The 22,948-nt window shown below is 74.4% G+C and carries 19 protein-coding genes; 7 read left to right on the forward strand and 12 right to left on the reverse strand.

Going from position 1 to position 22,948, the window contains the following annotated elements; genetic code table 11:
• Positions 1-5 precede the first annotated feature (5 nt).
• Genes FHR36_RS39690 through FHR36_RS34650 form a run of 3 tightly spaced genes read right to left on the reverse strand, consistent with a single transcriptional unit; the run spans position 6 to position 3,228 of the window.
• Positions 6-1,139 (reverse strand): MGDG synthase family glycosyltransferase, encoded by a 1,134-nt coding sequence (locus FHR36_RS39690; protein WP_308199717.1) that lies wholly within the window; start codon positions 1,137-1,139, stop codon positions 6-8.
• On the reverse strand, positions 1,136-2,071 hold the full coding sequence (locus tag FHR36_RS34645; protein ID WP_253803895.1) for an NAD-dependent epimerase/dehydratase family protein: 936 nt from the start codon (positions 2,069-2,071) through the stop codon (positions 1,136-1,138). Before FHR36_RS34645 ends, FHR36_RS39690 begins: the two co-directional genes overlap by 4 nt.
• A 32-nt stretch (positions 2,072-2,103) precedes the next feature.
• Positions 2,104-3,228, reverse strand: coding sequence for a DegT/DnrJ/EryC1/StrS family aminotransferase (locus FHR36_RS34650; protein WP_253803897.1), 1,125 nt, complete (start codon positions 3,226-3,228; stop codon positions 2,104-2,106).
• Between the two features lie 259 nt (positions 3,229-3,487).
• On the opposite strand from FHR36_RS34650, the gene FHR36_RS34655 reads away from it, so the two are divergent.
• Both FHR36_RS34655 and FHR36_RS34660 read left to right on the forward strand, forming a co-directional pair.
• Positions 3,488-5,293 carry a ricin-type beta-trefoil lectin domain protein gene (locus tag FHR36_RS34655; RefSeq protein WP_253803899.1) on the forward strand — a complete coding sequence of 602 codons (1,806 nt, stop codon included), beginning with the start codon at positions 3,488-3,490 and terminating at the stop codon, positions 5,291-5,293.
• Between the two features lie 159 nt (positions 5,294-5,452).
• Positions 5,453-7,672, forward strand: a complete 2,220-nt coding sequence (locus FHR36_RS34660) for an NADP-dependent isocitrate dehydrogenase (RefSeq protein WP_253803901.1) — start codon at positions 5,453-5,455, stop codon at positions 7,670-7,672.
• 77 nt (positions 7,673-7,749) lie between these two features.
• On the opposite strand, the gene FHR36_RS34665 is transcribed toward FHR36_RS34660, so the two are convergent.
• Both FHR36_RS34665 and FHR36_RS34670 read right to left on the reverse strand, forming a co-directional pair.
• Positions 7,750-8,682, reverse strand: coding sequence for a ketopantoate reductase family protein (locus tag FHR36_RS34665; RefSeq protein WP_253803903.1), 933 nt, complete (start codon positions 8,680-8,682; stop codon positions 7,750-7,752).
• 77 nt (positions 8,683-8,759) lie between these two features.
• Positions 8,760-9,530 (reverse strand): arylamine N-acetyltransferase family protein, encoded by a 771-nt coding sequence (locus tag FHR36_RS34670; RefSeq protein ID WP_301331118.1) that lies wholly within the window; start codon positions 9,528-9,530, stop codon positions 8,760-8,762.
• Between the two features lie 112 nt (positions 9,531-9,642).
• On the opposite strand from FHR36_RS34670, the gene FHR36_RS34675 reads away from it, so the two are divergent.
• Entirely contained in the window at positions 9,643-9,948 is a 306-nt protein-coding gene (locus tag FHR36_RS34675; protein ID WP_253803906.1) for a hypothetical protein, read from the forward strand.
• A 32-nt stretch (positions 9,949-9,980) separates the two neighbouring features.
• Here the strand turns inward: FHR36_RS34675 and FHR36_RS34680 are convergent, their stop codons facing one another.
• Entirely contained in the window at positions 9,981-10,643 is a 663-nt protein-coding gene (locus FHR36_RS34680; RefSeq protein ID WP_253803907.1) for a response regulator, read from the reverse strand.
• Positions 10,640-11,833, reverse strand: coding sequence for a sensor histidine kinase (locus FHR36_RS34685; protein ID WP_253804147.1), 1,194 nt, complete (start codon positions 11,831-11,833; stop codon positions 10,640-10,642). The genes FHR36_RS34680 and FHR36_RS34685 overlap by 4 nt, the downstream gene beginning before the upstream one ends.
• 211 nt (positions 11,834-12,044) lie before the next feature.
• Between FHR36_RS34685 and FHR36_RS34690 the strand changes: the two genes are divergently transcribed.
• The gene (locus tag FHR36_RS34690; RefSeq protein ID WP_253803908.1) at positions 12,045-13,571 is read left to right on the forward strand and encodes an alpha/beta hydrolase family protein; all 1,527 of its coding nucleotides are present in this window, start codon (positions 12,045-12,047) and stop codon (positions 13,569-13,571) included.
• On the opposite strand, the gene FHR36_RS34695 is transcribed toward FHR36_RS34690, so the two are convergent.
• Genes FHR36_RS34695 through FHR36_RS34705 form a run of 3 tightly spaced genes read right to left on the reverse strand, consistent with a single transcriptional unit; the run spans position 13,549 to position 16,034 of the window.
• Positions 13,549-13,965, reverse strand: a complete 417-nt coding sequence (locus tag FHR36_RS34695) for a VOC family protein (RefSeq protein WP_253803909.1) — start codon at positions 13,963-13,965, stop codon at positions 13,549-13,551. The two genes, FHR36_RS34690 and FHR36_RS34695, sit on opposite strands and share 23 nt — an antisense overlap.
• A gap of 9 nt (positions 13,966-13,974) precedes the next feature.
• Complete coding sequence (locus tag FHR36_RS34700) at positions 13,975-14,394, reverse strand: helix-turn-helix transcriptional regulator (RefSeq protein WP_253803910.1); 420 nt, start codon at positions 14,392-14,394, stop codon at positions 13,975-13,977.
• A gap of 23 nt (positions 14,395-14,417) precedes the next feature.
• Positions 14,418-16,034 (reverse strand): serine/threonine-protein kinase, encoded by a 1,617-nt coding sequence (locus tag FHR36_RS34705; protein WP_253803912.1) that lies wholly within the window; start codon positions 16,032-16,034, stop codon positions 14,418-14,420.
• Between the two features lie 166 nt (positions 16,035-16,200).
• Here FHR36_RS34705 and FHR36_RS34710 point away from each other — a divergent pair, with 166 nt between their 5' ends.
• On the forward strand, positions 16,201-17,208 hold the full coding sequence (locus FHR36_RS34710) for an NADP-dependent oxidoreductase (RefSeq protein ID WP_253803914.1): 1,008 nt from the start codon (positions 16,201-16,203) through the stop codon (positions 17,206-17,208).
• A gap of 48 nt (positions 17,209-17,256) precedes the next feature.
• On the opposite strand, the gene FHR36_RS34715 is transcribed toward FHR36_RS34710, so the two are convergent.
• Positions 17,257-17,901 carry a TetR/AcrR family transcriptional regulator gene (locus tag FHR36_RS34715; protein ID WP_253803916.1) on the reverse strand — a complete coding sequence of 215 codons (645 nt, stop codon included), beginning with the start codon at positions 17,899-17,901 and terminating at the stop codon, positions 17,257-17,259.
• Positions 17,902-18,071: 170 nt separating this feature from the next.
• Here FHR36_RS34715 and FHR36_RS34720 point away from each other — a divergent pair, with 170 nt between their 5' ends.
• Positions 18,072-19,331: a YncE family protein gene (locus tag FHR36_RS34720; RefSeq protein ID WP_253803918.1), complete on the forward strand. Its 1,260-nt coding sequence runs from the start codon at positions 18,072-18,074 to the stop codon at positions 19,329-19,331.
• An 83-nt stretch (positions 19,332-19,414) separates the two neighbouring features.
• Positions 19,415-22,021 carry an SCO7613 C-terminal domain-containing membrane protein gene (locus FHR36_RS34725; RefSeq protein ID WP_253804163.1) on the forward strand — a complete coding sequence of 869 codons (2,607 nt, stop codon included), beginning with the start codon at positions 19,415-19,417 and terminating at the stop codon, positions 22,019-22,021.
• 204 nt (positions 22,022-22,225) lie between these two features.
• Here the strand turns inward: FHR36_RS34725 and FHR36_RS34730 are convergent, their stop codons facing one another.
• A complete protein-coding gene (locus tag FHR36_RS34730) occupies positions 22,226-22,888 on the reverse strand; it encodes a DUF6304 family protein (protein ID WP_253803919.1) in 663 nt (220 codons plus the stop codon).
• Positions 22,889-22,948 lie beyond the last annotated feature (60 nt).

Below are 22,948 nucleotides of genomic sequence, written 5' to 3' on the forward strand. Positions count from 1 at the left end.
GGCGGTCAGGTGAGCCCGAGGTCGGTGAGGGCCCGGGTGAGGCCGGTGCGCCAGAGGTGGGGGGTGGCGCCCGGCGAGGGCTCGGGCGCGGGGCGCTCGAGGGCGGCGAGGGCGCCCCGGACGACGTCGGCGGGGCGGGCGGAGGTGACGTCGGCGTGGCCGAGTTCGAGTTCGTGCTGCAGGTTGTCGCGGCCGTGGCCCTGGACGACGTCGAGCAGCAGGAGGCGGCGGCCGAGGGCGCGGGCCTCGCTGCAGGTGTCGCCGGAGCTGGTGACGACCAGGTCGGCGGCGGCCATCAGGGCGGGGATCCGGTCGGTGTAGCCGAAGGCGTGCAGACGGGAGCGGGTGCGGGCGGCGGCGCGGAGCCGGTGCTCGAGGGCGGGGTTGCGGCCGGCCACGGCGAGGACGTGGGGGCCGGCGTCGGCGAGGCCGGCGGCGGCGCGGGCGAGCGGGCCGAGTCCCCAGGAGCCGGACATCAGCAGCACGCACCGGGCGTCCTCGGGCACCCCGAGCTCGGCCCGGGCCTTCTCCCGGGTCGGCGGCCGGTAGAACTCCTCGCGCAGCGGCGCGGGCAGCACCGCGATCCGGGCCTCGGGCCGGTAGCGGCGTACGGCGCAGGCGGCGACCTCGGAGGTGACCAGGAACAGGTCGGTGCGGGGCTGGACCCACAGCCGGTGCGGGGTGACGTCGGTACACAGGACGACGTGCCGCAGGTCGGGCCGCTCGCGCTGGAGCCGGTCGACGGCGGAGGTGGCGGTGGCGAAGACGGAGACGACCAGTCGCGGCCGCTGGGCGTCGAGGAGCTCGCGCAGCCGGGGAAGGAGGCGGGCGCGGGCGGCGGCGTCGGCGAGCAGGGCGAGGCGGGCGCCGGGGCGCAGCGCGGAGAAGTGGAAGGCGTCGTAGACGCCGGGCAGGTCGAGCAGGCGGCGGAAGACGGTTTCGCCGGCGGAGCCGGCGCGCTCGCCGAGCAGGGCCATGGCGTCGACGGTGCTGGTGGTCCAGCCGTGCTCGTGCAGGGTGTCGGCGCAGGCCTGGGCCATGACGTCGTGGCCCTGGCCGAGCGAGCCGGAGACCAGCAGGGCGTGCGGACGCCCGTCCGGCGACGTACCGGACGGGCTTCCGGGCGCGGGTGGGTTCACGGCCGGCCGCTGGTGGCGCGGTACCAGTCGGCGTAGCGCTGGACGCCGTCGGAGAAGGTGGTGCTGGGCGACCAGCCGAGCAGGCGCTTGGCCGCGGCGTTGGAGATGCGGCGGCCGGTGTAGTCGGCGGTGCGGGCCTCGATGTGTTCGATGGTGACGGGGCCGAGCAGGCGGTCGACGGTGTCGGCGATCTCGCGGATCGAAATGGCGGTGGAGCCCTCCAGGGCGAAGGTCTGGTCCTGGGCGGCCGGGGACAGGGCGCGGACGTGGGCGTCGGCGAGGTCCTCGACGTACACGAAGTTGCGGGTCTGCAGGCCGCCGCCGGCGATGGTGATGGGGCGGCGTTCGAGTGCGGCCTGGACGAAGCGGGCGACCACGAGCTCGTCGCGCATCCGGGGCCCGTACGGGATGCCGTAGCGCAGGATGGTGAAGTGCTGCCCGTACAGCTCGCGGTAGCTGTGCATCAGCATCTCGGCGGCGAGCTTGGTGGCGACGTAGAGGTGGCCGCTGTGGTCGAGGTCGATCGGGGTGTGCTCGTCGAGTTCCTGTTCCTCGCCGTCGAGGGTCTCGTCGGTGAGGGCGGCGCCGTAGACCCAGACGGTGGAGGCGAGCACGGTGTGGCCGAGTCCGGCGCGGCGGGCGGCCTCCAGGACGGTCTCGGTGCCGTCGATGTTGGCCCGGACGGCGCCGACCGGGTCGGCGGTGACCTTCTCCACGTCGGCCATCGCGGCGAGGTGGAAGGCGACCTCGCAGCCCTCCAGGGCGGCGGTGAGGGCGGGCAGGTCGAGGATGTCGAGGCTGGAGTGCTCGGCGGAGGGGTTGAGGTAGCGGTCGGCGGTGTCGATTGCCAGGACCTCGTGGCCGGCGGCGAGCAGCCGGTCCACGACGTGGGAGCCGATGAAGCCGCAGCCTCCGGTGACGGCGACGCGCACGGTGGGGTTCCTTTCGGCCGGTGGGCGGCGGGTCAGCCGGCCAGGCGGCGGTGGACGGCGGTGACGGCCTCGATGACGCGGTCGGTCTCGTCCTCGGTCATGTCGGAGAGGACCGGGAGGCAGATCTGCCGGGCGCAGACGTCCTCGGCGGCCGGAAGCGGTGCGCCGCGGTAGGGGGCGAACACCGGCTGGTGGTGCAGCGGGAGGTCGTAGACCTCGCCGGAGAGCCGGACGTCGTGCTCGGCGGCCAGGGTGCGCTTGAACTCGGCGCGGTCCACCCCGGGCGGCAGCAGGGCGACGTACTTGTAGTAGTTGGAGCGCACCCCGGCGGGTTCGGTGACGGCGGTGAGGCCGTCGAGTCCGGCGAGCGCGGCGTCGTAGCGGGCGGCGACCCGGCGGCGGGTCTCGACGAACTCCTTGAGCCGGCGCAGGTGGACGGTGCCGACCGCGGCGTTCAGTTCGCTGAGCCGCCAGGAGGCGCCCTCGCGGACGTGGTGGTTGGCGGTGAAGGCGCCCTTGCCCTGGTCGCGGTAGATGCGGGCCTCGTCGCGCAGTTCGGGCGACTCGGTGATGATCATGCCGCCCTCGCCGCTGGTGACCACCTTGGTCGGGTAGAACGAGAAGGCGCCGGCCAGGCCGAAGGTGCCGGCCGGACGGCCGGCGTACGAGCTGCCGTGGGCGTGCGCGGCGTCCTCGACCAGCGGGAGGCCGCGGGCGTCGCACAGGGCGCGTAGCGCGTCCACCGCGGGGGTGATCAGGCCGCCGATGTGGACCAGCACGACGGCGGCGGTGGCCGGGGTCAGGACGGCCTCCACGTTCTGCGGGCCGAGCGCCAGGGTCGTCGGGTCGACGTCGGCGAGGACGGGCCGGCCGCCGGCGTGCAGGACGGCTCCGGCGGTCGCGTAGAAGGTGACGGCCGGGACGACCACCTCGCGGCCCTGGACGCCGATGGTGCGCAGCACCACCTCCAGGGCGGCGGTGCCGCTGGCCACCGCGACGGCGTGCGAGGCGCCGTGCTCGGTGGCGAAGGCCTGCTCGAAGCGCTCGGTCCACGGACCGAGGGTGAGCGCGCCGGTGGCAAGGATCTCGCTCACGGCGTCGGCCACAGTGGCGCGGTCGCTCTCGTCGAACACGATGCGGGCTGCGGGTACCCCCACGTTCCACCTCCGGCGGTGGGCCTGGTTCGGACATGTCGGACACATCACGCTACTTCGGTCACGGCCGCCGGGCCCGTCGCCTGTGGCGGTCGGGTGATCGCCGGGAGCGGGGCGGGTCCACGCGCGTGGATCGGTCGAAAGCCTTGACATGCCGGTGCCATGGCGGCAGATTGCGCACATCTGCTCGATCAGAGCCAAGTTCACGCAGTTCTGAGCACGATCCCTCGCGTGAGTGTTCCAACCCCCAGGAGACAGCACCATGAGGTGGCACAGAAGACTCGTCGGCCTGACCGCGGCGACCGTCCTGGCGTCGGCCGGCCTGCTGGCCGCCGGCCCCGGGTCCGCCCAGGCCGACCCGGTCGCGGCCAACACCCCCACCCCGATCGGCGTCAAGCCGCTGATGGGCTTCAACAACTGGGCCCGCTTCACCTGCGCCGCCCAGGCCCGGCTGGACGGCACCCGCGACGGCTACTCCTTCCAGCAGTTCATGCAGGACCAGGCCAAGGCGATGTCCGACACCGGGCTGGTCGCGGCCGGCTACACCAACCTCACCGTCGACGACTGCTGGATGCAGCGCACCGGCGCCGGCTACCTGCACGGCGCCGCCGCCTGGGGCGGAACCTCCCAGCCGGGCTTCGACTGGGAACTCACCGACTACGCCGCCTACCTGCACGGCCTCGGCATGCAGGCCGGCCTCTACAGCACCTCCGGCGTCAACACCTGCCAGGGCGTACCCGGCGGCGTGATGGGCCACGAGCAGGCCGACGCGAACTCGCTCGCGTACTGGGGCATCGACTCGATCAAGCTGGACAACTGCGGCACCGACTCCACCAACCGGCAGGGCGAGTTCACCACCTTCGCGAACGCCCTGAACACCGCCACGGCCGGGACCGGCCGCAAGATCCTCTTCAACGAGTCCGCCCCGGCCGGCTACGGGCCGGCCTCCGCGGAGAAGTACAACACGATGGACTGGGTGCGCACCCTCGGCCAGATGTGGCGGGTCAGCCCCGACATCGCGGTCTGGCACCCGAGCACCACCTCGGCCTGGGACTGGCCGCACGGCGGCGACTACTACGAGGGCGGCGTCTACCAGAACTTCACCGACGCCGTCGCGCTGGCCCGGTACAACGCCCCCGGCAACGCCAACGACGCCGACATGCTGCTGATCGGCGACAACAACCAGCTCACCCTGCCCGAGCAGCGCAGCCAGTTCGCGCTCTGGTCGGCGATGGGCTCGCCGCTGATGATCAGCACCGACGTGCGGAAGATGGCGGCCGACCCGGTCACCTACGCGCCGCAGCTGGGCATCCTCAAGAACGCCGACATCATCGCCGTCGACCAGGACGCGCTCGGCGCCGGCGGCTACCTGGCCTCGCGCGGCAACGCCTCCGCCACCGCCGGGATCGACGTGGTGGTCAAGCCGCTGGCCGGCGGCAAGCGGGCCGTGGTCGTCCTCAACAAGAACGCGACCGCCACCACGTACACCCTGGACCTCGGCCGGGTCGGGTTCTCCAACCTCACCTGCACCCGCACCGCCCGCGACCTGTGGAGCCACACGAGCACGGGCGTGCAGGGCTCGATCACCGCCACCATCGGCGCGCACGACAACGCGATGTACACCATCGACCCCGGCAGCTGCGGGGCGGCCGCGCCGACCGGCATGATCCAGTCCGCCCAGCCCGGCTTCCAGGCCACCCCGTTCTGCCTGGACGCCTACGGCGGCGCCACCACCGGCGCCAAGGTCGCGCTGTACGGCTGCACCGGCAACAGCAACCAGCAGTGGACCCGCCGCGCCGACGGCCTGATCGCCTCGTACCAGAACGCCGGGCTGTGCGTCTCCGGCGACTCCACCGGGCTGCGGCTGGCCGCCTGCGCCACCGGTGACCCGAAGCAGGTGTGGACCTACCACCGGGACGGGCGGCTCACCCAGGCCGGCGGCGTCTGCATGGACATCTTCGGCGGGAGCCTGACCGACTCCGCCGCCACCGTCGGCACCTACGCCTGCGGCTCCCACCAGCCCAACCAGACCTGGAGCGCGCCCTTCGACGCGCCCCCGGCCGCCTGACCGCACAGCGGGCGGAGCGCGCGGCCGCCGCCGGGAGGGATCCCCGGCGGCGGCCGCGTCGGCATGCGACCCGCCGTACGGAGAGGGGTCGGTGGAATCAAGACCCGGTAACGAGATATCTTGACGTCAAGACGTTCTAGACGTGGAAGCGGAGTACCGGTGACAGACTCGACCATCATCTACACCCACACCGACGAGGCCCCGGCCCTGGCGACGTATTCGTTCCTGCCGGTGGTCCAGGCCTACGCGGCCACGGCGGGCGTCAGCGTGGAGACCCGCGACATCTCCCTGGCCGGGCGCATCATCGCGAGCTTCCCCGAGCGTCTGGAGGAGGGCCAGCGCATCGCCGACGCCCTCTCCGAACTCGGCGAGCTCGCCAAGACCCCGGGCGCCAACATCATCAAGCTGCCGAACATCTCGGCCTCCATCCCGCAGCTCAAGGCCGCCATCGCCGAGCTGCAGGCCCAGGGCTACGCCCTCCCGGACTACCCGGACGACCCGAAGACCGACGAGGAGCGCGACACCCGCGCCCGCTACGACAAGGTCAAGGGCAGCGCCGTCAACCCGGTCCTGCGCGAGGGCAACTCCGACCGCCGCGCCCCGCTGTCGGTCAAGAACTACGCCAAGACCCACCCGCACCGGATGGGCGCCTGGTCGGCCGACTCCAAGACCAACGTCGCCACCATGGGCGTCAACGACTTCCGCTCCACCGAGAAGTCCACCGTCATCGGCGAGGCCGGCGCGCTGCGCATCGAGCACGTCGCCCAGGACGGCACCGTCACCGTGCTGCGCGAGACCGTCCCGGTCCAGGCCGGCGAGGTCGTCGACGCCTCCGTGATGCGGGTCGCCGCGCTGCGCGACTTCCTGGCCGCCCAGGTCGCCCGCGCCAAGGCCGAGGGCGTGCTGTTCTCGGTCCACCTCAAGGCCACCATGATGAAGGTCTCCGACCCGATCGTCTTCGGCCACGTGGTCCGGGCCTTCTTCCCGAAGACCTTCGCCGCGTACGGCGAGACCCTGGCCGCCGCCGGCCTCAGCCCCAACGACGGCCTCGGCGTCATCCTCAAGGGCATCGAGGCGCTTCCCGAGGGCGACGCCATCAAGGCCTCCTTCGACGCCGAGATCGCCGACGGCCCGGCCCTGGCCATGGTCGACTCCGACAAGGGCATCACCAACCTGCACGTGCCGAGCGACGTCATCGTCGACGCCTCGATGCCGGCCATGATCCGCACCTCCGGCCACATGTGGGGCCCGGACGGCCAGGAGGCCGACACCCTCGCCGTCCTGCCGGACAGCAGCTACGCGGGCGTCTACCAGACCGTCGTCGACGACTGCCGCGCCCACGGCGCCTTCGACCCGGCCACCATGGGCTCGGTGCCGAACGTCGGCCTGATGGCCCAGGCCGCCGAGGAGTACGGCTCGCACGACAAGACCTTCGAGATCGCCGCGGCCGGTACCGTCCGCCTGGTCGACGCCGGCGGCGAGACCGTCCTCGAGCAGGTCGTCCAGGCCGGCGACATCTTCCGCGCCTGCCAGACCAAGGACGCGCCGATCCAGGACTGGGTCAAGCTGGCCGTCAGCCGCGCCCGCGCCACCGGCAGCCCGGCCGTGTTCTGGCTGGACGAGGACCGCGCCCACGACGCCGTCCTGATCGCCAAGGTCAAGGAGTACCTGCCGCAGCACGACACCTCGGGCCTGCAGATCGAGATCCTCTCCCCGGTCAAGGCCACCGCCTTCTCCCTGGAGCGCATCCGCCGCGGCGAGGACACCATCTCGGTCACCGGCAACGTCCTGCGCGACTACCTGACCGACCTGTTCCCGATCCTGGAGCTGGGCACCAGCGCCAAGATGCTCTCGGTCGTCCCGCTGATGAACGGCGGCGGCCTGTTCGAGACCGGCGCCGGCGGCTCCGCCCCGAAGCACGTCCAGCAGCTGGTCAAGGAGAACTACCTGCGCTGGGACAGCCTCGGCGAGTTCTTCGCCCTGGCCGCCAGCTTCGAGCACTTCGCCACCACCACCGGCAACGCCCGTGCCAAGGTCCTCGCCGACACCCTGGACCGCGCCACCGGCACCTTCCTCAACGAGGACAAGTCGCCGAGCCGCCGCCTCGGCGGCATCGACAACCGCGGCAGCCACTTCTACCTGGCCATGTACTGGGCCCAGGAGCTGGCCAAGCAGACCGACGACGCGCAGCTCGCGGAGGCGTTCCAGGCCCTGGCCAAGACGCTGACCGAGCAGGAGCAGACCATCGTCGCCGAGCTGATCGCGGTCCAGGGCTCGCCGGTCGAGCTGGGCGGCTACTACCAGCCCGACCCGGCCAAGGCCGCGGCCGTGATGCGCCCGTCCGCGACCCTCAACGAGGCCATCGCCACCCTCGGCTGACCCTGACAGCCGCAGCCGAACGGCCCCGCGACCCGTCACCCGACGGGTCGCGGGGCCGTCCCCGTCGGGGCGCGGGCTCAGCCCAGGCGGTCCCGGTGGATCCGCACCTGGTGGATCCGCAGCGCGAGGGTGGCCAGGTCGAGCAGCGGGGTGGCGACACCGAGGGCGCGGGCCCGCGCGGTGAGGTCGCCGAGGATGTGCTCGACCTCGGTGGGCAGGCCGGCCGCCAGGTCGCGGTAGAGGGAGGCGGTGGCGTCCGAGCCGCGGGCGGTGACGAAGGCGGTGGTGGCCGCCAGCTGGGCGCCCGGGACGGGGTGGCCGGCGGCCTGCGCCACGGCGGCGGCCTCGGCCAGCAGGGCCGGACCGACCCGCTCGCCGCCCGGCACGGCGACGATCTCGCCGACCGAGCCGCGCAGCAGCGAGGTCAGGGCCGCCAGGGTGCTGATGAACACCCACTTGTGCCACATCGCCGCGACGATGTCCGAGTCGACGGTCAGATCGAACCCGGCGCCGCCGAGCGCCCGCTCCACGGCGAGCAGCCGCTCGGTCGGGCGGCCGTCCTGCTCGCCGATCTCCATCCGGGCCAGCGCGCCGAGCCGCCGGATGTCGCCGCGCCCGTCGAGCGTGGTCAGCACCTTCACCACGCCGCCGAGCACCGCCCCGGCGCCGAACCGCTCGTTCAGCAGATCGAGGTGGGCCATGCCGTTGAGGAACGGCACCACGGTGGTCTCCGGGCCGACCGCCGGCGCCGCGTCGGCGAGGGCCGCCGGCAGCGCGTCGGCCTTCACCGTGACCAGCACCAGGTCGTACGGGGAGTCCAGGTCGCCCGCGGTGACCAGCGCGGGCTCGACCACCTCGTCCTCGCCCAGCCCGGTCAGCCGCAGGCCGCGCTCGTGCAGTATCCGGGCGCGGGCGGGCCGGACCAGGAAGGTGACGTCGCGTCCGGCCTGGGCGAGCCGGGCACCGAAAAAGCCTCCGGTCGCGCCGGCCCCGATGACGAGGATCTTCATGGCGATACGGTCTCCTTGACGATCGTGGTGCGGACCGCCGGGACAACCGGGGGCCCGGCGAACGGTATTCCCGGCCGTCACCCGTCTGCGGGACGCGGGAGACGGTCCAGCTCGACCCCGAAGTGCGCGCGGTACGCGGCCAGGGACTCGGCGTCGGTGAGCACCCGCTCCTCCCGCTCGCCTCCCGCCGAGGTGCGGATCAGCCGGCTGCCGCTCAGGGTGATCCGGCCGCCGTCGTCGGTGAGACGGGAGCAGGTGGTGGAACGGGTGAAGTGCGAGGCCGGCGAGGTCGCCTGCCACCAGCAGGTGGGCACGAAGTCGGCCAGCTCGTACGGGCGCGGGTCGAGCCGGTACTGCGGGCTGCCGTCCATCGCCACGTCCAGGTCCGGGCCGTGGGCGGTCACCGTGAAGACGCCGCCCGGGTCCTGCTGCCCGTCGCGCACGTCCAGGCGCAGCGGACGGTGGCTGAACCGGCCGAAGCCGACGTCCACCAGCCACGGCTCGGCCAGGTCCACCCGCAGCGCCAGGTGGTCGAACGGCGGCCCGAGCCGCCCGTCCCCGAACACCCGGGCGCCGAGTAGCTCCACCCGGAAGCCGAGGGCCCGCAGCAGCTCGGCGAACGCGCCGTTGAGCTCGTAGCAGAAGCCGCCGCGCCGTCGGGCCACCAGCTTGTCCAGCAGCGCGGCCGGCTCCAGCACGATCGGCTCGCCCAGGTGGATGGCGAGGTTCTCGAACGGGACGGCGCGCAGGTGCGCCTCCTGCAGCACGGCGAGCGAGGCGGCGTCCGGCCGCTCCGGCCGGCCGACGCCGATCCGCGTCAGGTACGCGTCGACCTGAGTCGCGGTCAGGGAACTCACGGGTGACTGGTGATCCACCCGTCCATTCTCGCCCGCCGCCCGGCGACCCGACCGGCGGACCCCGCGCAGCGGTCCGCGGACGCGGCCTGCCATGATGGCGGCCGTGCACGAACCACGCGGGGTGGTCGTCGGGGGAGGGACCATGGGCCGCCTGGCTGCCGCTGCACGAGCGGTCGGCGTGGTGGTGGCGACCTGGCTGCTGCTGACCGGCCTGTTTCTCCTGCCGGTGCCGCTGATCCCGGAGAGCTGGGGCCCGGTCGTCCACTCGCCGGCCACCGTCGGGTTGTGGCTCCTCTCCCTGCCGGTGGCGCCGGTCCTCGGCTGCTTCGCGCTCCGTCGCTGGATCGCGCGGCCGGTCACGCCGCAGGTGCTGACCGCCGGCAAGTACCGCGCACGCGGGCTGGGCTGACGGCCGTCCGGGTCGGAGACCGTGCAACGGTGTCAGGCCGGGTGGACGAGGCGGCTCTCGTACGCGAAGACCACAGCCTGGATCCGGTCGCGGAGTCCGAGCTTGTGCAGGATCCGCCCCAGATGGGACTTCACGGTCGCCTCGGCGAGGAACAGGGCCGCCGCGATCTCGGCGTTGGACAGGCCGCAGCCCACCTTGACGAGGACGTCGCGCTCGCGGGCGCTGAGCCGGCTCAGCCGCTCGTCGTGGACGGTGGCGCCGCCTTCGGGCAGGTGCGGGCGGACGTTCTCCAGCAGGCGGCGTGTGATCCGCGGGGAGAGCGCCGCGTCGCCCGCGGCCACGCTGCGGATCGCGGTGAGGAACTCCTCGGGCCTGGTGTTCTTCAGCAGGAAGCCCGAGGCTCCGGCGCCGAGTCCGGCGAAGGCGTACTCGTCCAGGTCGAAGGTGGTGAGGATCAGCACCCTGCTCCGCGGGGAGACCCGGGTGACCTGCCGGGTCGCCTCGATCCCGTCCGTCCCGGGCATCCGGACGTCCATGAGGACGACGTCGGGGCGCAGCTCCCGGGCGAGGCGTACGGCCTCGGCGCCGTCCCCGGCCTCGCCGACCGGGGTCATGTCGGGCTGGGCCTCCAGGATCGTGACGAAGGCCATCCGGAGCAGTGCCTCGTCGTCGGCGATCAGGATGCGGATCGTCATGCGGACGCCGCTCCGGCGCTGTCGAGGAGGAGGCGGGCGTGGACTCCCCAGCCGCCGCCCGGGAGCGGTCCGGCCCGCAGCGTACCCCCGTAGGCGGCCGCGCGCTCGCGCATGCCGGGGATGCCCTGGCCGGACCGGGTGGACCGGCCGGACCGGGCGGCGCCGGGAGGTGGCGGGCAGGGGCCGCTGTCGGTGACGTCCACGGTGACGGCCCCGGTCGAGCACCGGATCAGGACCTCGGCGCGGGTGCCGGCGGGGGCGTGTTTGAGGGTGTTGGTCAAGGCTTCCTGCACCAGGCGGTGGACGGTCAGTTGGGCGGTGGCGGGCAGGTGGGTGTGGTCGCCCCGGACGTCGATGCGGGTCGGCAGCCCGGCGGCGCGCATCCGGTCGGCCAGGTCCTGCAGTTGGGGGATGCCGGGAAGCGGGTGGCGCTCCGCGTCCGGTTCGTCGGTCCGCAGGATGCCGAGCGAGCGCCGCATGTCGGTCAGGGCCTGCCGGCCGGTCTCGGAGACCCGGAGCATCGCGGTGGTGGCCCGGTCGGGCGACCGGTGCTGGGCGTGGACGGCGGCGTCGGTGAGCGCGACCATGACGGACAGGTTGTGCGTGACGATGTCGTGCATCTCCCGGGCGATGCGGGTCCGCTCCTCGGCGACGGCCAGCCGCGCCTGCTGGAGCTGCTGCCGTTCCTGGTGCGCGGCCCGTTCCTCCAGAGCCGCGAGGCAGGCGCGCGAGGTCCGGGCGTTGGTGCCCAGGGCAGCGGCGGCGACGACCGCCGCGGTGAGTGCGACGAAGGGGGCCAGGAACGCCCCGTCCGCCGCCCAGCGCAGGCAGGCCAGCAGGGCGCCGCCCTCCACGACGGCGGCGGCGAGGAGCGTGAAGCGTCGGCCGGAGTGCGCGGCCACCGTGTACAGGGCCATCAACAGGGCGACGTCCGCCGGCAGTTGGACGTCCGCCAGCCACTGGACGAAGGCAGCGGCGGCCACGACGCCGAACACCGTGCGCGGGGCCCGGTGCCGCCACAGCAGGGGCAGCGCGAGGACGGCGGTGAGGGCCGCGGCCACCGGGAGCTCCCGCGGCGCACTCGTGGCCGTGACATGGAGCAGGAGCAGCGCCGGCGCCAACGCGTCCCGCACGCGGACCCGGTGGCGTACCGGGTGGGCCCTGTTGGGCCCTGCGGCCGCCTCGGTCATCACCATGTCCCTGTCTCCGCGCCCGGTGCTCCCCGGTGTTCCTGTCACGCTAGGCCGTGGGGCGGTAGCGCACATCAGCCCGGTGTCTGACGGCACGACACCGGGCTACGACCGCAGGAGGAGCCCGGGTACCTCCTGCGGTCGCAGCGCGGCCGTCCGCCCGGCGGGTTCGCGTGCGACCGGGGTCGCAGGCGGGGGAGACCGGGGATCGATGTGGTGCCGGGTGCGCCGCGCCGAGGATGGCCGGGTGACCGAGATCATTGCGGGGCCGTCGATGTCCCCTCCGGAGTTCCTTGCCGTGCTGAGTGCCGTCGCGCTGGTGGTGGCGCGCTGGCTTCCCCCTTCCGCCCGCCCGCGCGTGACGATCGTGGCGGGGGCGGCCCTCGCCCTGTCCGTGATCGTGCTGAGTGCGGTGGGGATCCGCTGGCAGCTGCTGCCGGTATTGGCGGGCGCCGCCGCCGCGCTGCCGTTCGCCCTCTCCCCGCTGCTGCGATTGCATCTCAGGCGTCCCGGCCGGCCGGCGCGGCGGGCCCGGTGGTGGCTGGCGCTGCCGGGGTCGGCGGCCTGCCTCGGCCTGGTCGCCGCGGGGCCGGTGGCTGCCTGGGCCTTTCCGGTACCCGTCTTCCCCGAGCCGTCGGGCGACTTCGCGGTCGGCACCCGGGTGGTGCAGTGGACCGACCCGCACCGCCCCGAGACCTTCACCGCCGATCCGGACGACCGGCGCACGGTCGTGGTCCAGCTCTGGTACCCCGCGCAGCAGGGCCCCGCGGGCGCGCGGCGGGCCCAGTACCTCGGACGCACGGAGCAGGAGGCGCGCACCGTCTCCGAGGCCCTCGCCCGCGGCGCCGGCCTGCCCGGATTCCTGGTCGACGGCGTCCCGCGGGCCCGTACCCATGCGGTCTTCAACGCCCCGGTGGCCGGCGGGGACGAACGGTTCCCGGTCGTGCTGTTCTCTCCCGGGTCGGGCGGGGTCCGCACCCAGAACACCGCCTGGGCGGAGGAACTGGCCAGCCACGGCTACCTGGTGGCCGCCCTCGACCACCCGTACGACTCCGCCGCCGTCGTCCTCGACGACGGCCGGACGATCCGCGCCGCGACCGCCTCCACCGGCGACCGGGACGCGGACGAGGAGCCGGCGGCCGGCTGGACGGCCGTCCGGGCCGCCGACCTCGGCTTCGTCCTCACCCAGTTGGAGGGCTTGGACCGGGGCGGGATCGCCGACCCGCTGACCGGACGCCTGAACACCGGCCGGGTCGCGGTGACCGGCCACTCCCTGGGCGGTGCCGCCGCCCTGCAGGCCGCCCGGCAGGACTCCAGGTTCGCCGCCGTCATCGACCTGGACGGCTACCCGCACGGCCCGGCCTCGCCGGCCCTCCACCAGCCGGTGCTCGCGCTCACCCAGGCCGTCACCCCGAGCACCGATCCGCGCTACCTGCCCCGCCTCGCCGAGGCCCTCGCCGGCGACACCGCGACGACCTACCGGCTCACCGTCGCCGGGGCCGCCCACCTCACCTTCATGGACGGCCCCCTGTACCTGCCGCCGGTGCCCTCGCTCGTCGGCTCGCTGGGCCGCGCCGGGAGCCCGCGCGTCGTGGCCGCGACCACGCTCGCCTTCCTGGACGCCACCCTGCGGCACGCGCCCGGCGACCCGGCCGCCGTCCTCTCGCGCTACGGCAGCCTCGGCGTCCACCGCCCGGACGGCCTCGGCTGCGGTCTCAGCGGGTGCGGGGCTGGTTGAAGCGGAGCATGTTGCCGGACGGGTCGCGGAAGGCGCAGTCGCGGACGCCGTAGGGCTGGTCCATCGGCTCCTGGAGGACCTCGGCGCCGGCGGAGCGGATGCGTTCGAAGGTGGCGTCGCAGTCGTCGGTGCGGAAGATGACGCCGCGCAGCTGGCCCTTGGCGAGGAGTTCGGCGGCGGCCTGGCGGTCGGCGGCGCTGGCGTGGGGGTCGGCGAGCGGGGGTTCGAGGACGATCTCGACGTCCGGCTGGGTCGGCGAACCGACCGTCACCCAGCGCATGTTCTCGAACCCGACGTCGTTGCGGACCTCGAGGCCGAGCACGTCGCGGTAGAAGGCGAGCGCCTTGTCGTGGTCGTCGACGGCGATGAAGCACTGCGAAAGCTTGATGTCCATGCCGCCACGCTACGGACCGGCCGGGGAGTTCGCTTCTCCGTTTCTGACCGGCCTGGTACGGATCTTGGCGATGCAGGCCGGGATGGGTGCGCCGGGCTCGTGGTCGCGGGCCCGGTACGCGCTCGGACTCTCGCCGACCAGCTCGGTGAAGCGGGAGCTGAACGAGCCGAGCGAGGTACAGCCGACCTCCATGCAGACCTCGGTCACCGTCAGGTCGCCGCGCCGCAGCAGTGCCTTGGCCCGTTCGATCCGGCGGGTCATGAGGTAGTTGTACGGCGTCTCCCCGTACGCGGCGCGGAAGCTGCGCGAGAAGTGGCCCGAGGACATCAGGGCGACCCGGGCCAGGGCCGGGACGTCCAGCGGCTGGGCGTAGTCGCGGTCGATGGTGTCCCGGGCCCGGCGCAGGCGGGCGAGGTCGGCGAGTTCCACGCCCCCTACGGTACCGATCCCGCTCAGCCCTGGCGGCCGAGCAGCGCGTCCTCGAACCCGTCCTGGACGGCGAGGAGCTTGCCCTCCGGGGTGAGCTTGAGGGTGACGCCCACACCGACGTCGGGGTGGCAGCCGGCGGTGGCGGAGGTGGTGGTCTCGGAGAGCACCAGGGTGTCGGCGGTGGCGGAGACCAGCAGGTCGATGGAGCCGCAGGAGAGGTCGTACTCCGCGAAGGCGCTGCTGGAGCGGCCGACCGTGTCGCCCTGCTTCCCGGGGGTGATCTGGATCCGGTAGACGCCCTTGGGGTGGTCGCCCTTCTGCTGCACCTCGCCCTGCCAGACGCCGAGCAGCGCGGTGGGCACCAGGCTCTCCGGGGTCGGCGAGGGGCTGGGCGACGGGGAGGCCGAGGGGGAGGGGGAGGCGGACGTGGCGGGGGCGGCCTCCGGGTGCCGGGCGGAGCGGTCGGCCGTGCTGGAGCCGTGGCCGAGCCACAGCGCCGTGCCGCCGGCGGCGGCGAGCACGACCGCTCCCGCGAGGACCGGTACCAGGACGCGCCGGCGCCCGCCGCCGGGGGTCACCTCCGCGGTGACCGGGCCCTCGCCCGTGGACGGTTCGCCCGGGTCGGCGTCGGTCCGGACAGCGGGGACTTCGGACGGGGGCAGGGTGTTCGGCGCGGTCGGGGTGCGGCCGTCGGCGTCGGCCGGGGCGGCGTCGGCGGGCGGCTGCGTGTCCTCCGCGTCCAGGCCGAGCAGCTCGACGGCGAGCCGGGCGACCGACTCGGAGACCGCCGAGGGCAGCCAGCCGCGCCGGCCGAGCCGGACGGTGCCGGCGGCCGGCCCCGCGCTCAGGCGGCGGCGCAGCTCGGCCGGGACGGGCCGGTCCTCGGGTTGCTTGGCGAGGCAGTCGAGGATGACGGCGCGCAGTTCGCCGTCGAGTCCGCCGAGCTCCGGCGGCTCGTGCAGGACGCGGTAGAGCAGGACGGCGGCGCTGACCCCCTCGCCGAAGGGCGCGATGCCGGTGGCGGCGTACGCGAGCACCGCGCCGAGGGCGAAGACGTCCCCGGCCGGTCCTGCTGGGCGGCCCTGGGCCTGTTCGGGCGACATGTAGCCGGGGGAGCCGACCACGTACCCGGACCGGGTCAGGGCGGTGGTGGCGTCGAGCGCGCGGGCGATGCCGAAGTCGATCAGGCGCGGGCCGTCCAGGGCCAGCAGGATGTTGGACGGCTTGATGTCCCGGTGCACCAGGCCCATGCCGTGGACGTGCTCCAGCGTCTCGGCCAGACCCCCGCCGAGGGCCCGGACCACCGGCAGCGGCAGCGGCCCGAACTCGCGGACCGCCTCGCCGAGCGGCGGGCCGGCCACGTAGCCGGTGGCGACCCACGGGTGCGCGCCCTCGGTGTCGGCGTCCAGCACCGGCGCGGTCCACTGGCCGCCGACCTGGCGGGCGGCCGCCACCTCCTGCCGGAAGCGGGTGCGGAACTCGCGGTCGGCCGCGTACTCGCCGCGGACCAGCTTGACCGCGACCGTCCGGCCGCCCGGGCTGCGGCCGAGGTAGACCTCGCCCATGCCGCCCGCGCCCAGCCGTCGCAGCAGGCGGTACTCGCCCACCCGCTGCGGATCCTCCGGCCCCAATGCTTCCATCCCCCAGCCCTCCCCGGCGTGATCGCTGCGCAGACCGTACCGGCAAGGGCCGACCCCTGGCGATTCAGTGCTGCCGGTCGCGGTCACGGACACCGCACTGGCCAGATGACTAAGCGCTTGCTTAGACTGCGGGACATCAGGGCCGCCCACGTCGTACGGAGACGCCATGTCGGGAACCAACCGCCAGATCCGCCTCGCCCGCCGCCCGGTCGGCGAGCTCCAGCCCGAGGACTGGGCGCACGTCACCGAGCCTGCCGAGGCACCCGGCGAGGGCCGGTTCGCGGGCCGCACCCGGTACATCTCGCTCGACCCGGCGATGCGCGGCTGGCTCGACGACCGCCCCTCCTACCTGCCGCCGGTCGGCCTCGGCGAGGTCATGCGGGCCGGCTCGGTGATCGAGGTGACCGAGTCCGACCACCCGGGGTTCCGGCCCGGCGACCACGTGGTCGGCACCTTCGGCGTCCAGGAGTACGTGATCTCCGACGGCCGCGGCACCCTCAAGGTCGACCCCTCGCGGGCCCCGCTGTCCACCTACCTCGGCGCGCTCGGCATGCCCGGCATGACCGCCTACTTCGGCCTGCTGGATGTCGGCGCCCTGAAGGAGGGTGAGACGGTGGTCGTCTCCGGCGCGGCCGGCGCGGTCGGCAGCCTGGTCGGCCAGATCGCGAAGATCAAGGGCTGCCGGGTGATCGGCATCGCGGGCGGCCCCGACAAGTGCGCCGTGCTCACCGACGAGCTGGGCTTCGACGCGGCGATCGACTACCGCGCCGAGGACGTGCGCAAGGCGCTGCGCACCCACGCCCCCGACGGCATCGACGTCTACTTCGACAACGTCGGCGGCGAGATCCTCGAGGCGGCGCTCGGCCGGCTGGCGATGCGCGCCCGGGTGGTGATCTGCGGCGCGATCAGCCAGTACAACAACGAGACCGCGGTGCACGGTCCGGCCAACTACCTGAGCCTGCTGGTGCGGCGGGCACGGATGGAGGGCTTCGTGGTCTTCGACTACTCCGCCCGCTACGGCGAGGCCGCCCGGGAGATCGCCGGCTGGATCGCCGAGGGCCGGATCAAGGTGCTGGAGCACGTGGTCAAGGGCGGCGTGGACGACTTCCCGGCCACCCTCGGGATGCTCTTCCGCGGCGAGAACACCGGCAAGCTGGTGCTCGACCTGACCTGATCGCGCCTGACTGATCGCCCCTGACCTGATCGCGCCCGACCGGCCGGATCACGGGCCGCCCCGCCGCCTCGGCCGGGCGGCCCCGATCATGAACCCGGCCAGCTCCGCGACCACCTCGTCCAGCCCGGCCGCCACCCGGCCCGCCACCCAGTCGTGCAGCAGCCCGTTGACCGCGCCGATGAACGCCGTCGCCGCGATCTGGTAGTCGCGCTCCGCCGCCTCCCCGCGTCCGGCCGCCGCGTCGGCCTCGGCCGCGATCAGGTCCACCCAGCGGGAGCGGCGGACCAGCCGCTGCTCCTCCAACTCCGGGCTGACGCCGACGATCTCGACGAAGGCGATGCGCAGCCGGCGCGGGTCCTCGGTGGCCGCCGTGACGTACGCCCGCAGCACGGCCGCGATCCGCCGCTCGAACGGCAGGCCCTCGGCGGCCGGAAGCGCCCGCAGCACCGCCTGCTCGGCCAGGTCGTTGACCCGCAGGTGCAGCCGGGCGAGCACGTCCTCCAGGTTGCGGAACTCCTCGTAGAACTGACGGGTCGACAACCCGGCCGCCTCGCACAGCGCCGCCACCGAGGACGCCCGGTAGCCGGGGCGGTCGCCGAAGAGGTCCAGCGCGGCCGCCAGGAAGCGCTCGCGCCGCTCGTCCCGCCGCTCCTGCGCCGTCCGGCCGCCGTACGTGCCCGTGGCCTGCCTCACCGCTGCCGCCCCTCCCGTCGAGACCGCGGGATCCCGGTACGCCGATGCCCCGCCGCCCCGATTGTCGCGTACCGGGGTCTTGTCAGGGCTCGCGGATCCTCCCTACCGTCGGGTAGCGCCAATCTGACAATCCGTCGTTTCAGACTCGTGTGCCCCGCGAAGGAGTGGCCATGTCGCCGTCCCGCACGTCACGGCTCCGCGTACTCGGCGGTCTCGCCGCCGCCCTGGTCCTCTGCACCACCGCCGGGGGCGCCGCCGCCGGCGTCCCGGCCGCCGGCGGCGGGCTGCGGGAGGTGATGTTCGTCGGCAACAACTGGGACGGCACCGCCGACGTCATCCGCTCCGGCGGCGACCTCGCCAGGATCGGCCGGATCAACGTCATTCCCGACAAGGACCTGCGGCTGGCCGAGATCTACCTCAACCCGGTCAAGCTGGCGTACTTCCTCGGCGTGCGGCTCGGCCCGGGCGAGGGCCACGACCAGTTCGTCGACGACATGTACTCCACGCCGGACGGCAGCGCCGTGGTCGTCTCCCGCCCGAGCTTCGCCGACGTGGTCTCCATCGACCTGGCCAGCGGCCGGATCAACTGGCGCTTCCCCGTGGCCGGTTACCGTTCCGACCACATGGCCGTCTCACCGGACGGCACCCGGATCGCGGTCTCCGCCTCCACCGCGAACACCGTCCACGTCCTCGACATCCGCACCGGCCGGCCGCTCGGCTCCTTCGCCACCGGCGACAAGCCGCACGAGAACCTGTTCACCGACGGCGGCAAGCGGATCTGGAACATGTCCATCGGCGAGGTCACCACCGCGCTCGACGCCCCCTGGCTCGACTGGACCAAGGGCGACCGGCACATCACCGTGGTGGACGCCGACACCTTCGCCACCGTCAGGACCATCGACATGCGCAGCCGCCTCGACGCCGCCGGCCGCAGCGACCTCTCCAACGCGGTGCGGCCCGCCGCCTTCACCCCCGACGGCTCGACCCTCTACTTCCAGGTCTCCTTCTTCAACGGCTTCGTCGAGTACGACGTCGCCGCCGACAAGGTCACCCGGGTCAAGACCCTGCCCAAGAACCCCGCCACCAGCGAGGACCGCACCACCTGGGTCAACGACTCGCGCCACCACGGCCTGTCGATGAGCCCCGCCGGCGACAAGCTCTGCGTCGCCGGCACCATGGACGACTACGCCACCGTCGTCGACCGGGCCACCCTCCAGGAAGGGCCGCTGGTCCCCGCCGTCAAGCCGTACTGGGCCACCGTCAGTGGCGACGGCAAGTCCTGCATCATCTCCGAGAGCGGCGCCGACCGGGTCACCGCCATCGACTTCGCCACCGGCCGCAGGACCGCCTCGGTGGACGTCGGCGACCACCCCCAGCGGGTCCGCCTCGGCCACGTCGCCGCCGACTGGACCGGACCGGCCGGCAGCTGAGCGGTGTTCCCGGCCGCGTTCCCGGCCGCAGTTGAGTAGGCGTACTCATGTACGCCGGTGCCCCCGGCCGCCACACTCTCCGCATGACCACCCCGATCCCGGCCTGCCCCGACTGCGGCAGCCCCCTCGGCCCCGGACCGCAGCAGCTCGCCTGCGCCCGCTGCCGGCTCCCGCTCACCGGACCCGACGCCGCCGCACTCTGGCAGGTCGAGACCGCCCTCCGCGCCCTGGACCAGCACCGCGTGGTGCTGGTCCACCAGCGCGACGGGCTGCTCGCCGGGCTGCGGGCGCGCCGGGACGGGGCGGCGGGCGCTGCTCCGGTGTGGTCGGTCATGCCGGCCGGGCCCGCTCCGGTCGGGGCCGGACGGGCGCCGGAGGTGTCGGGACGATCGGCGCAGACCGTGCTGCTGGTCCTCGGCGGGCTGCTGGTCAGCCTGGCCGCCCTGGTGTTCACCGTGGTCAGCTGGGGCTACCTGGGCATCGGCGGCCGCACCGCCGTCCTGCTCGCGCTCACCGCCTGCGCCCTCGCCCTGCCCGGGCCGCTGCGCGGACGCGGGCTCACCGCAACCGCCGAGGCCTCCGCGGCGGTCGGCCTCGGCCTGGTCCTGCTGGACGCCTTCGCCGCCCGCGCCGCCGACTTCGGCGGCCTCGCCACCTCGATCGGCGACCACGGCTACTGGGCCGCCGTCACCGCCCTGGTCGCGGCGGGCTCCCTCGGGTACGGAGCGGCCCTGCGACTGCGCTTCCCGCTCGCCACCGGCTTCCTGCTCACCCGGCTTCCCGCCCTGCTCGCCCTGCGCGCGGCCGGCGTCGAGCAGGTGCAGGCGTACGCGGCCGTGGTGGTGGGCGGCGTGGCCCTGGACTGCGTCCTGCTGCACGCCGCCCGGCGCGCCGACGGCGCGGGACGGCTGGCCGGTCTGTTCGGCGCCGACACCGGCGTTGGCGGTGCGCCGGCCCGGCAGCCCGCGAGTGGTGTGGTGCTGTGGCCGCTGGGCGTGGCGGTCGCGATGGTGTGGGCGCTGATCGGCGCCGGACTGGCCGTGGCTGGATCGGTGGCCGCCGGGACGGCGGCCGCGGCCGGGTGGGCGTTCGGCCCGCTCGGGATGCTGGCCGCGCTCGGCTGGGTCCTCGCGACCCGCTACGAGGGACTGTCGGACGCCGCGCAGCGGGTGGCGGCGGCCGGTTCGGGCACCGCGCTGGTCCTCGCGGCCGGCGGGGTGCTGCGGCACGCGGCGGCCGAGGAGTGGACCGCACTCGCGTACGGCCTCCCCGCCGCCGTGCTGTTCGCCCTCACCGCCCTCCGGCTGCGCCGCGGTGCGGACGGCCCGACCCAGCAGGGCGCGTTCCACGCCGCCGCGGCCCTGCTGGCGCTGACCACCTGCGCCGCGCTGCCCGAGGTCCTGCGCGCCGTCCTGGAGCCGGTGGCGCACGCGCCCGCCGCCTGGACCGGCCCGCGGCCGGACAGCGGCTGGCCGTGGCTCCTCCCCGCCGCCGCCCCGACCGGCCTGGCCCTCGCCGTGGCCGCCCTCGCCGCCGTGACCGTCCTGCGGGTCACCCCCGTCCCCGCCGCCGTCCTGGAGACCGCCACCGCCACCACCGGCGCCCTGCTGCTCGCCGTCCTGCCGATCACCCTCGGCCTGCCGTACGGCGTCGCCGTCGCCGTGCCCCTGCTGCTGGCGTCGCTCGCGGCGGCCGCACTGGCGCTGGGGACCTGGCGGCCCGGCGCGGCGGCCGTGGCGGTGCTCGGCGCCGCGCTCGGCCTGCTGTGGGCGTCGGCCGACCGCGCGGCGACGATCGGCGCGCTGGCCGTCTGCGCGGTGCTCGCCGCGCTGCTCGCGTGGCGCGTCCCGCTGCTCGGGCCGGTCGCCGGCCTGTCGGTGGTGGCGCTCGGCGCGGACGCGGTCGCGGTCGGCACCACGGCCGGGCTCACCTGGCCGTCCACCATGCTCGCCCTGCTCGGCGTGGCCGTCGCGAGCGCCCCGGCGGCGGCCCTGACCGCCCGCCGGTCGGCACCCGGGACGGGCCCGGCGATCGACGCCTCGGCAGCCGTCGAGTTCAGCGGCTACCTGCTCGGCGCGGTCGCGCTGCTGCTGACCGCCGCTCAGCCGGGCCCGCTCGCCTTCGCGCTGGCGGTCGCGGGCGTCGCGGCGCTCGGGGTGGCGCTGCGCCCAGGCCGTCGCCGGCCCGCCGGGATCGCGGCCACCGCCCTGCTGCTCGCCTCCTCGTGGGTCCGGCTGGCCCTCTGGCAGGTGCACACCCCCGAGGCGTACACCCTGCCGCTGGCCGCGGCCGCCCTGGTGGTCGGCCACCTGCGCCACCGGCGCGACCCGCAGGCCGCGTCCTGGTCGACGTACGGCACCGGCCTGTCGCTGGCCCTGGTGCCCAGCGTCCTGGCGCTGTGGGCGGACGGACACTGGCTGCGGCCGCTGCTGCTCGGCACGGCGGCGCTGGCCGCGACCGTGGCGGGCGTGCGGCTGCGGCTCGGCGCGCCGGTGCTGCTCGGCGGCGGGGCGCTGCTGCTCACGGCGGGCCACGAACTCGCGCCCACCGTCGTCCAGGTGCTCGGCCTGCTGCCGCGCTGGCTGCCGCTGGCCGCCGCCGGACTGCTGCTGCTGGCCCTCGGCGCCGGGTACGAGCAGCGCCTGCGCGACGCCCGGCGGCTGCGCGCGTCGCTGCGCCGCCTGCGCTGACCGGACGGGCACTGCCCGGCACGGTGGCACCGACCGCGATCGCGGGGCGGCCGAGCTTTCCCGGGTGGGGACTGTTGTCCCCGCTCGGGGCGTCCGCCCCTGTGCGTCGTGGGCCGACGAACTCCCGGCGGTGGCAGCGCGATCAACCTCGCCGGGCCGGATGACGCCGTGCGGGTCCGAGCCGGGACACAGAGCTTCGGAGCATCAACTCCGGTATCCGGTTCCGGGTGCGCGGGGCTCGAACTCTCGACACAGGTAGGTCTCCGGTACCTCCTCCGTCACCGGTACCGGCCAGTAGTCGGCCTTGCTGTTCACCGCCAGGTACCGAGCCCCGGCATCGCGATGGCAGCGGATTCCCAGCAGGCTGTGGCCGGCCGGCGAGTAGTCGGAGAAGAGACACGTGACGCAGCTTCGGAGGCTGAAGCCGTCCGGGAGCGCGGTTGCCAGTCGGAGCAGGCCGTCCTCGAACCAGTCGTCCGCCACCGCGAAGGTCTGCCCGTCAAGGTCGATGGACAGCCGAAGGATCGGTTCGGTCCGCACCCGTTCGCCCTCGCACAGGTCCAGAGTGAACCGGATCTCGCACGGCTGGTCGCCCGTGGGTCCTGCCACCGTGCAGGGAAGATCACCCGTGAGGACGCAAGCGGTCAAGGCGCCGTGGGAGTCGCGTGAGAGACCGGCCTCGACGGCGGCGAGCACATCAACCGGTTCCAGGCTGTCGAAGTCGTTGCCGCAGACGGCAACGCCACGCACAGTGCAGTGAATCCCGAAGCCCGGCACCGGCCTTCCGGCCGACGGCTCGAACCGCCACGTGACCGGCTCAGCGCCGTGCTCATCGACGTACCTGCCCGGGAACGACTGCGGGATCACCGTCCACCTCCACAGCGATGATCCCGCACGCTCCCATGTGGCGTCGACCCCCGACTGGAC

The organism is Kitasatospora cinereorecta (assembly GCF_024172095.1).
In the GTDB taxonomy this organism is placed as follows: Bacteria; Actinomycetota; Actinomycetes; order Streptomycetales; family Streptomycetaceae; genus Kitasatospora; species Kitasatospora cinereorecta.

Bases quoted from the DNA above. Each gene is read 5' to 3' on its own strand.
- FHR36_RS34655 (WP_253803899.1), top strand. From the start codon at position 3,488: ATGAGGTGGCACAGAAGACTCGTCGGCCTGACCGCGGCGACCGTCCTG.
- FHR36_RS34685 (WP_253804147.1), bottom strand. From the start codon at position 11,833: ATGACCGAGGCGGCCGCAGGGCCCAACAGGGCCCACCCGGTACGCCAC.
- FHR36_RS34725 (WP_253804163.1), top strand. From the start codon at position 19,415: ATGACCACCCCGATCCCGGCCTGCCCCGACTGCGGCAGCCCCCTCGGC.
- FHR36_RS34680 (WP_253803907.1), bottom strand. From the start codon at position 10,643: ATGACGATCCGCATCCTGATCGCCGACGACGAGGCACTGCTCCGGATG.
- FHR36_RS34695 (WP_253803909.1), bottom strand. From the start codon at position 13,965: ATGGACATCAAGCTTTCGCAGTGCTTCATCGCCGTCGACGACCACGAC.
- FHR36_RS34665 (WP_253803903.1), bottom strand. From the start codon at position 8,682: ATGAAGATCCTCGTCATCGGGGCCGGCGCGACCGGAGGCTTTTTCGGT.
- FHR36_RS34720 (WP_253803918.1), top strand. From the start codon at position 18,072: ATGTCGCCGTCCCGCACGTCACGGCTCCGCGTACTCGGCGGTCTCGCC.
- FHR36_RS34690 (WP_253803908.1), top strand. From the start codon at position 12,045: ATGTGGTGCCGGGTGCGCCGCGCCGAGGATGGCCGGGTGACCGAGATC.
- FHR36_RS34710 (WP_253803914.1), top strand. From the start codon at position 16,201: ATGTCGGGAACCAACCGCCAGATCCGCCTCGCCCGCCGCCCGGTCGGC.
- FHR36_RS34705 (WP_253803912.1), bottom strand. From the start codon at position 16,034: ATGGAAGCATTGGGGCCGGAGGATCCGCAGCGGGTGGGCGAGTACCGC.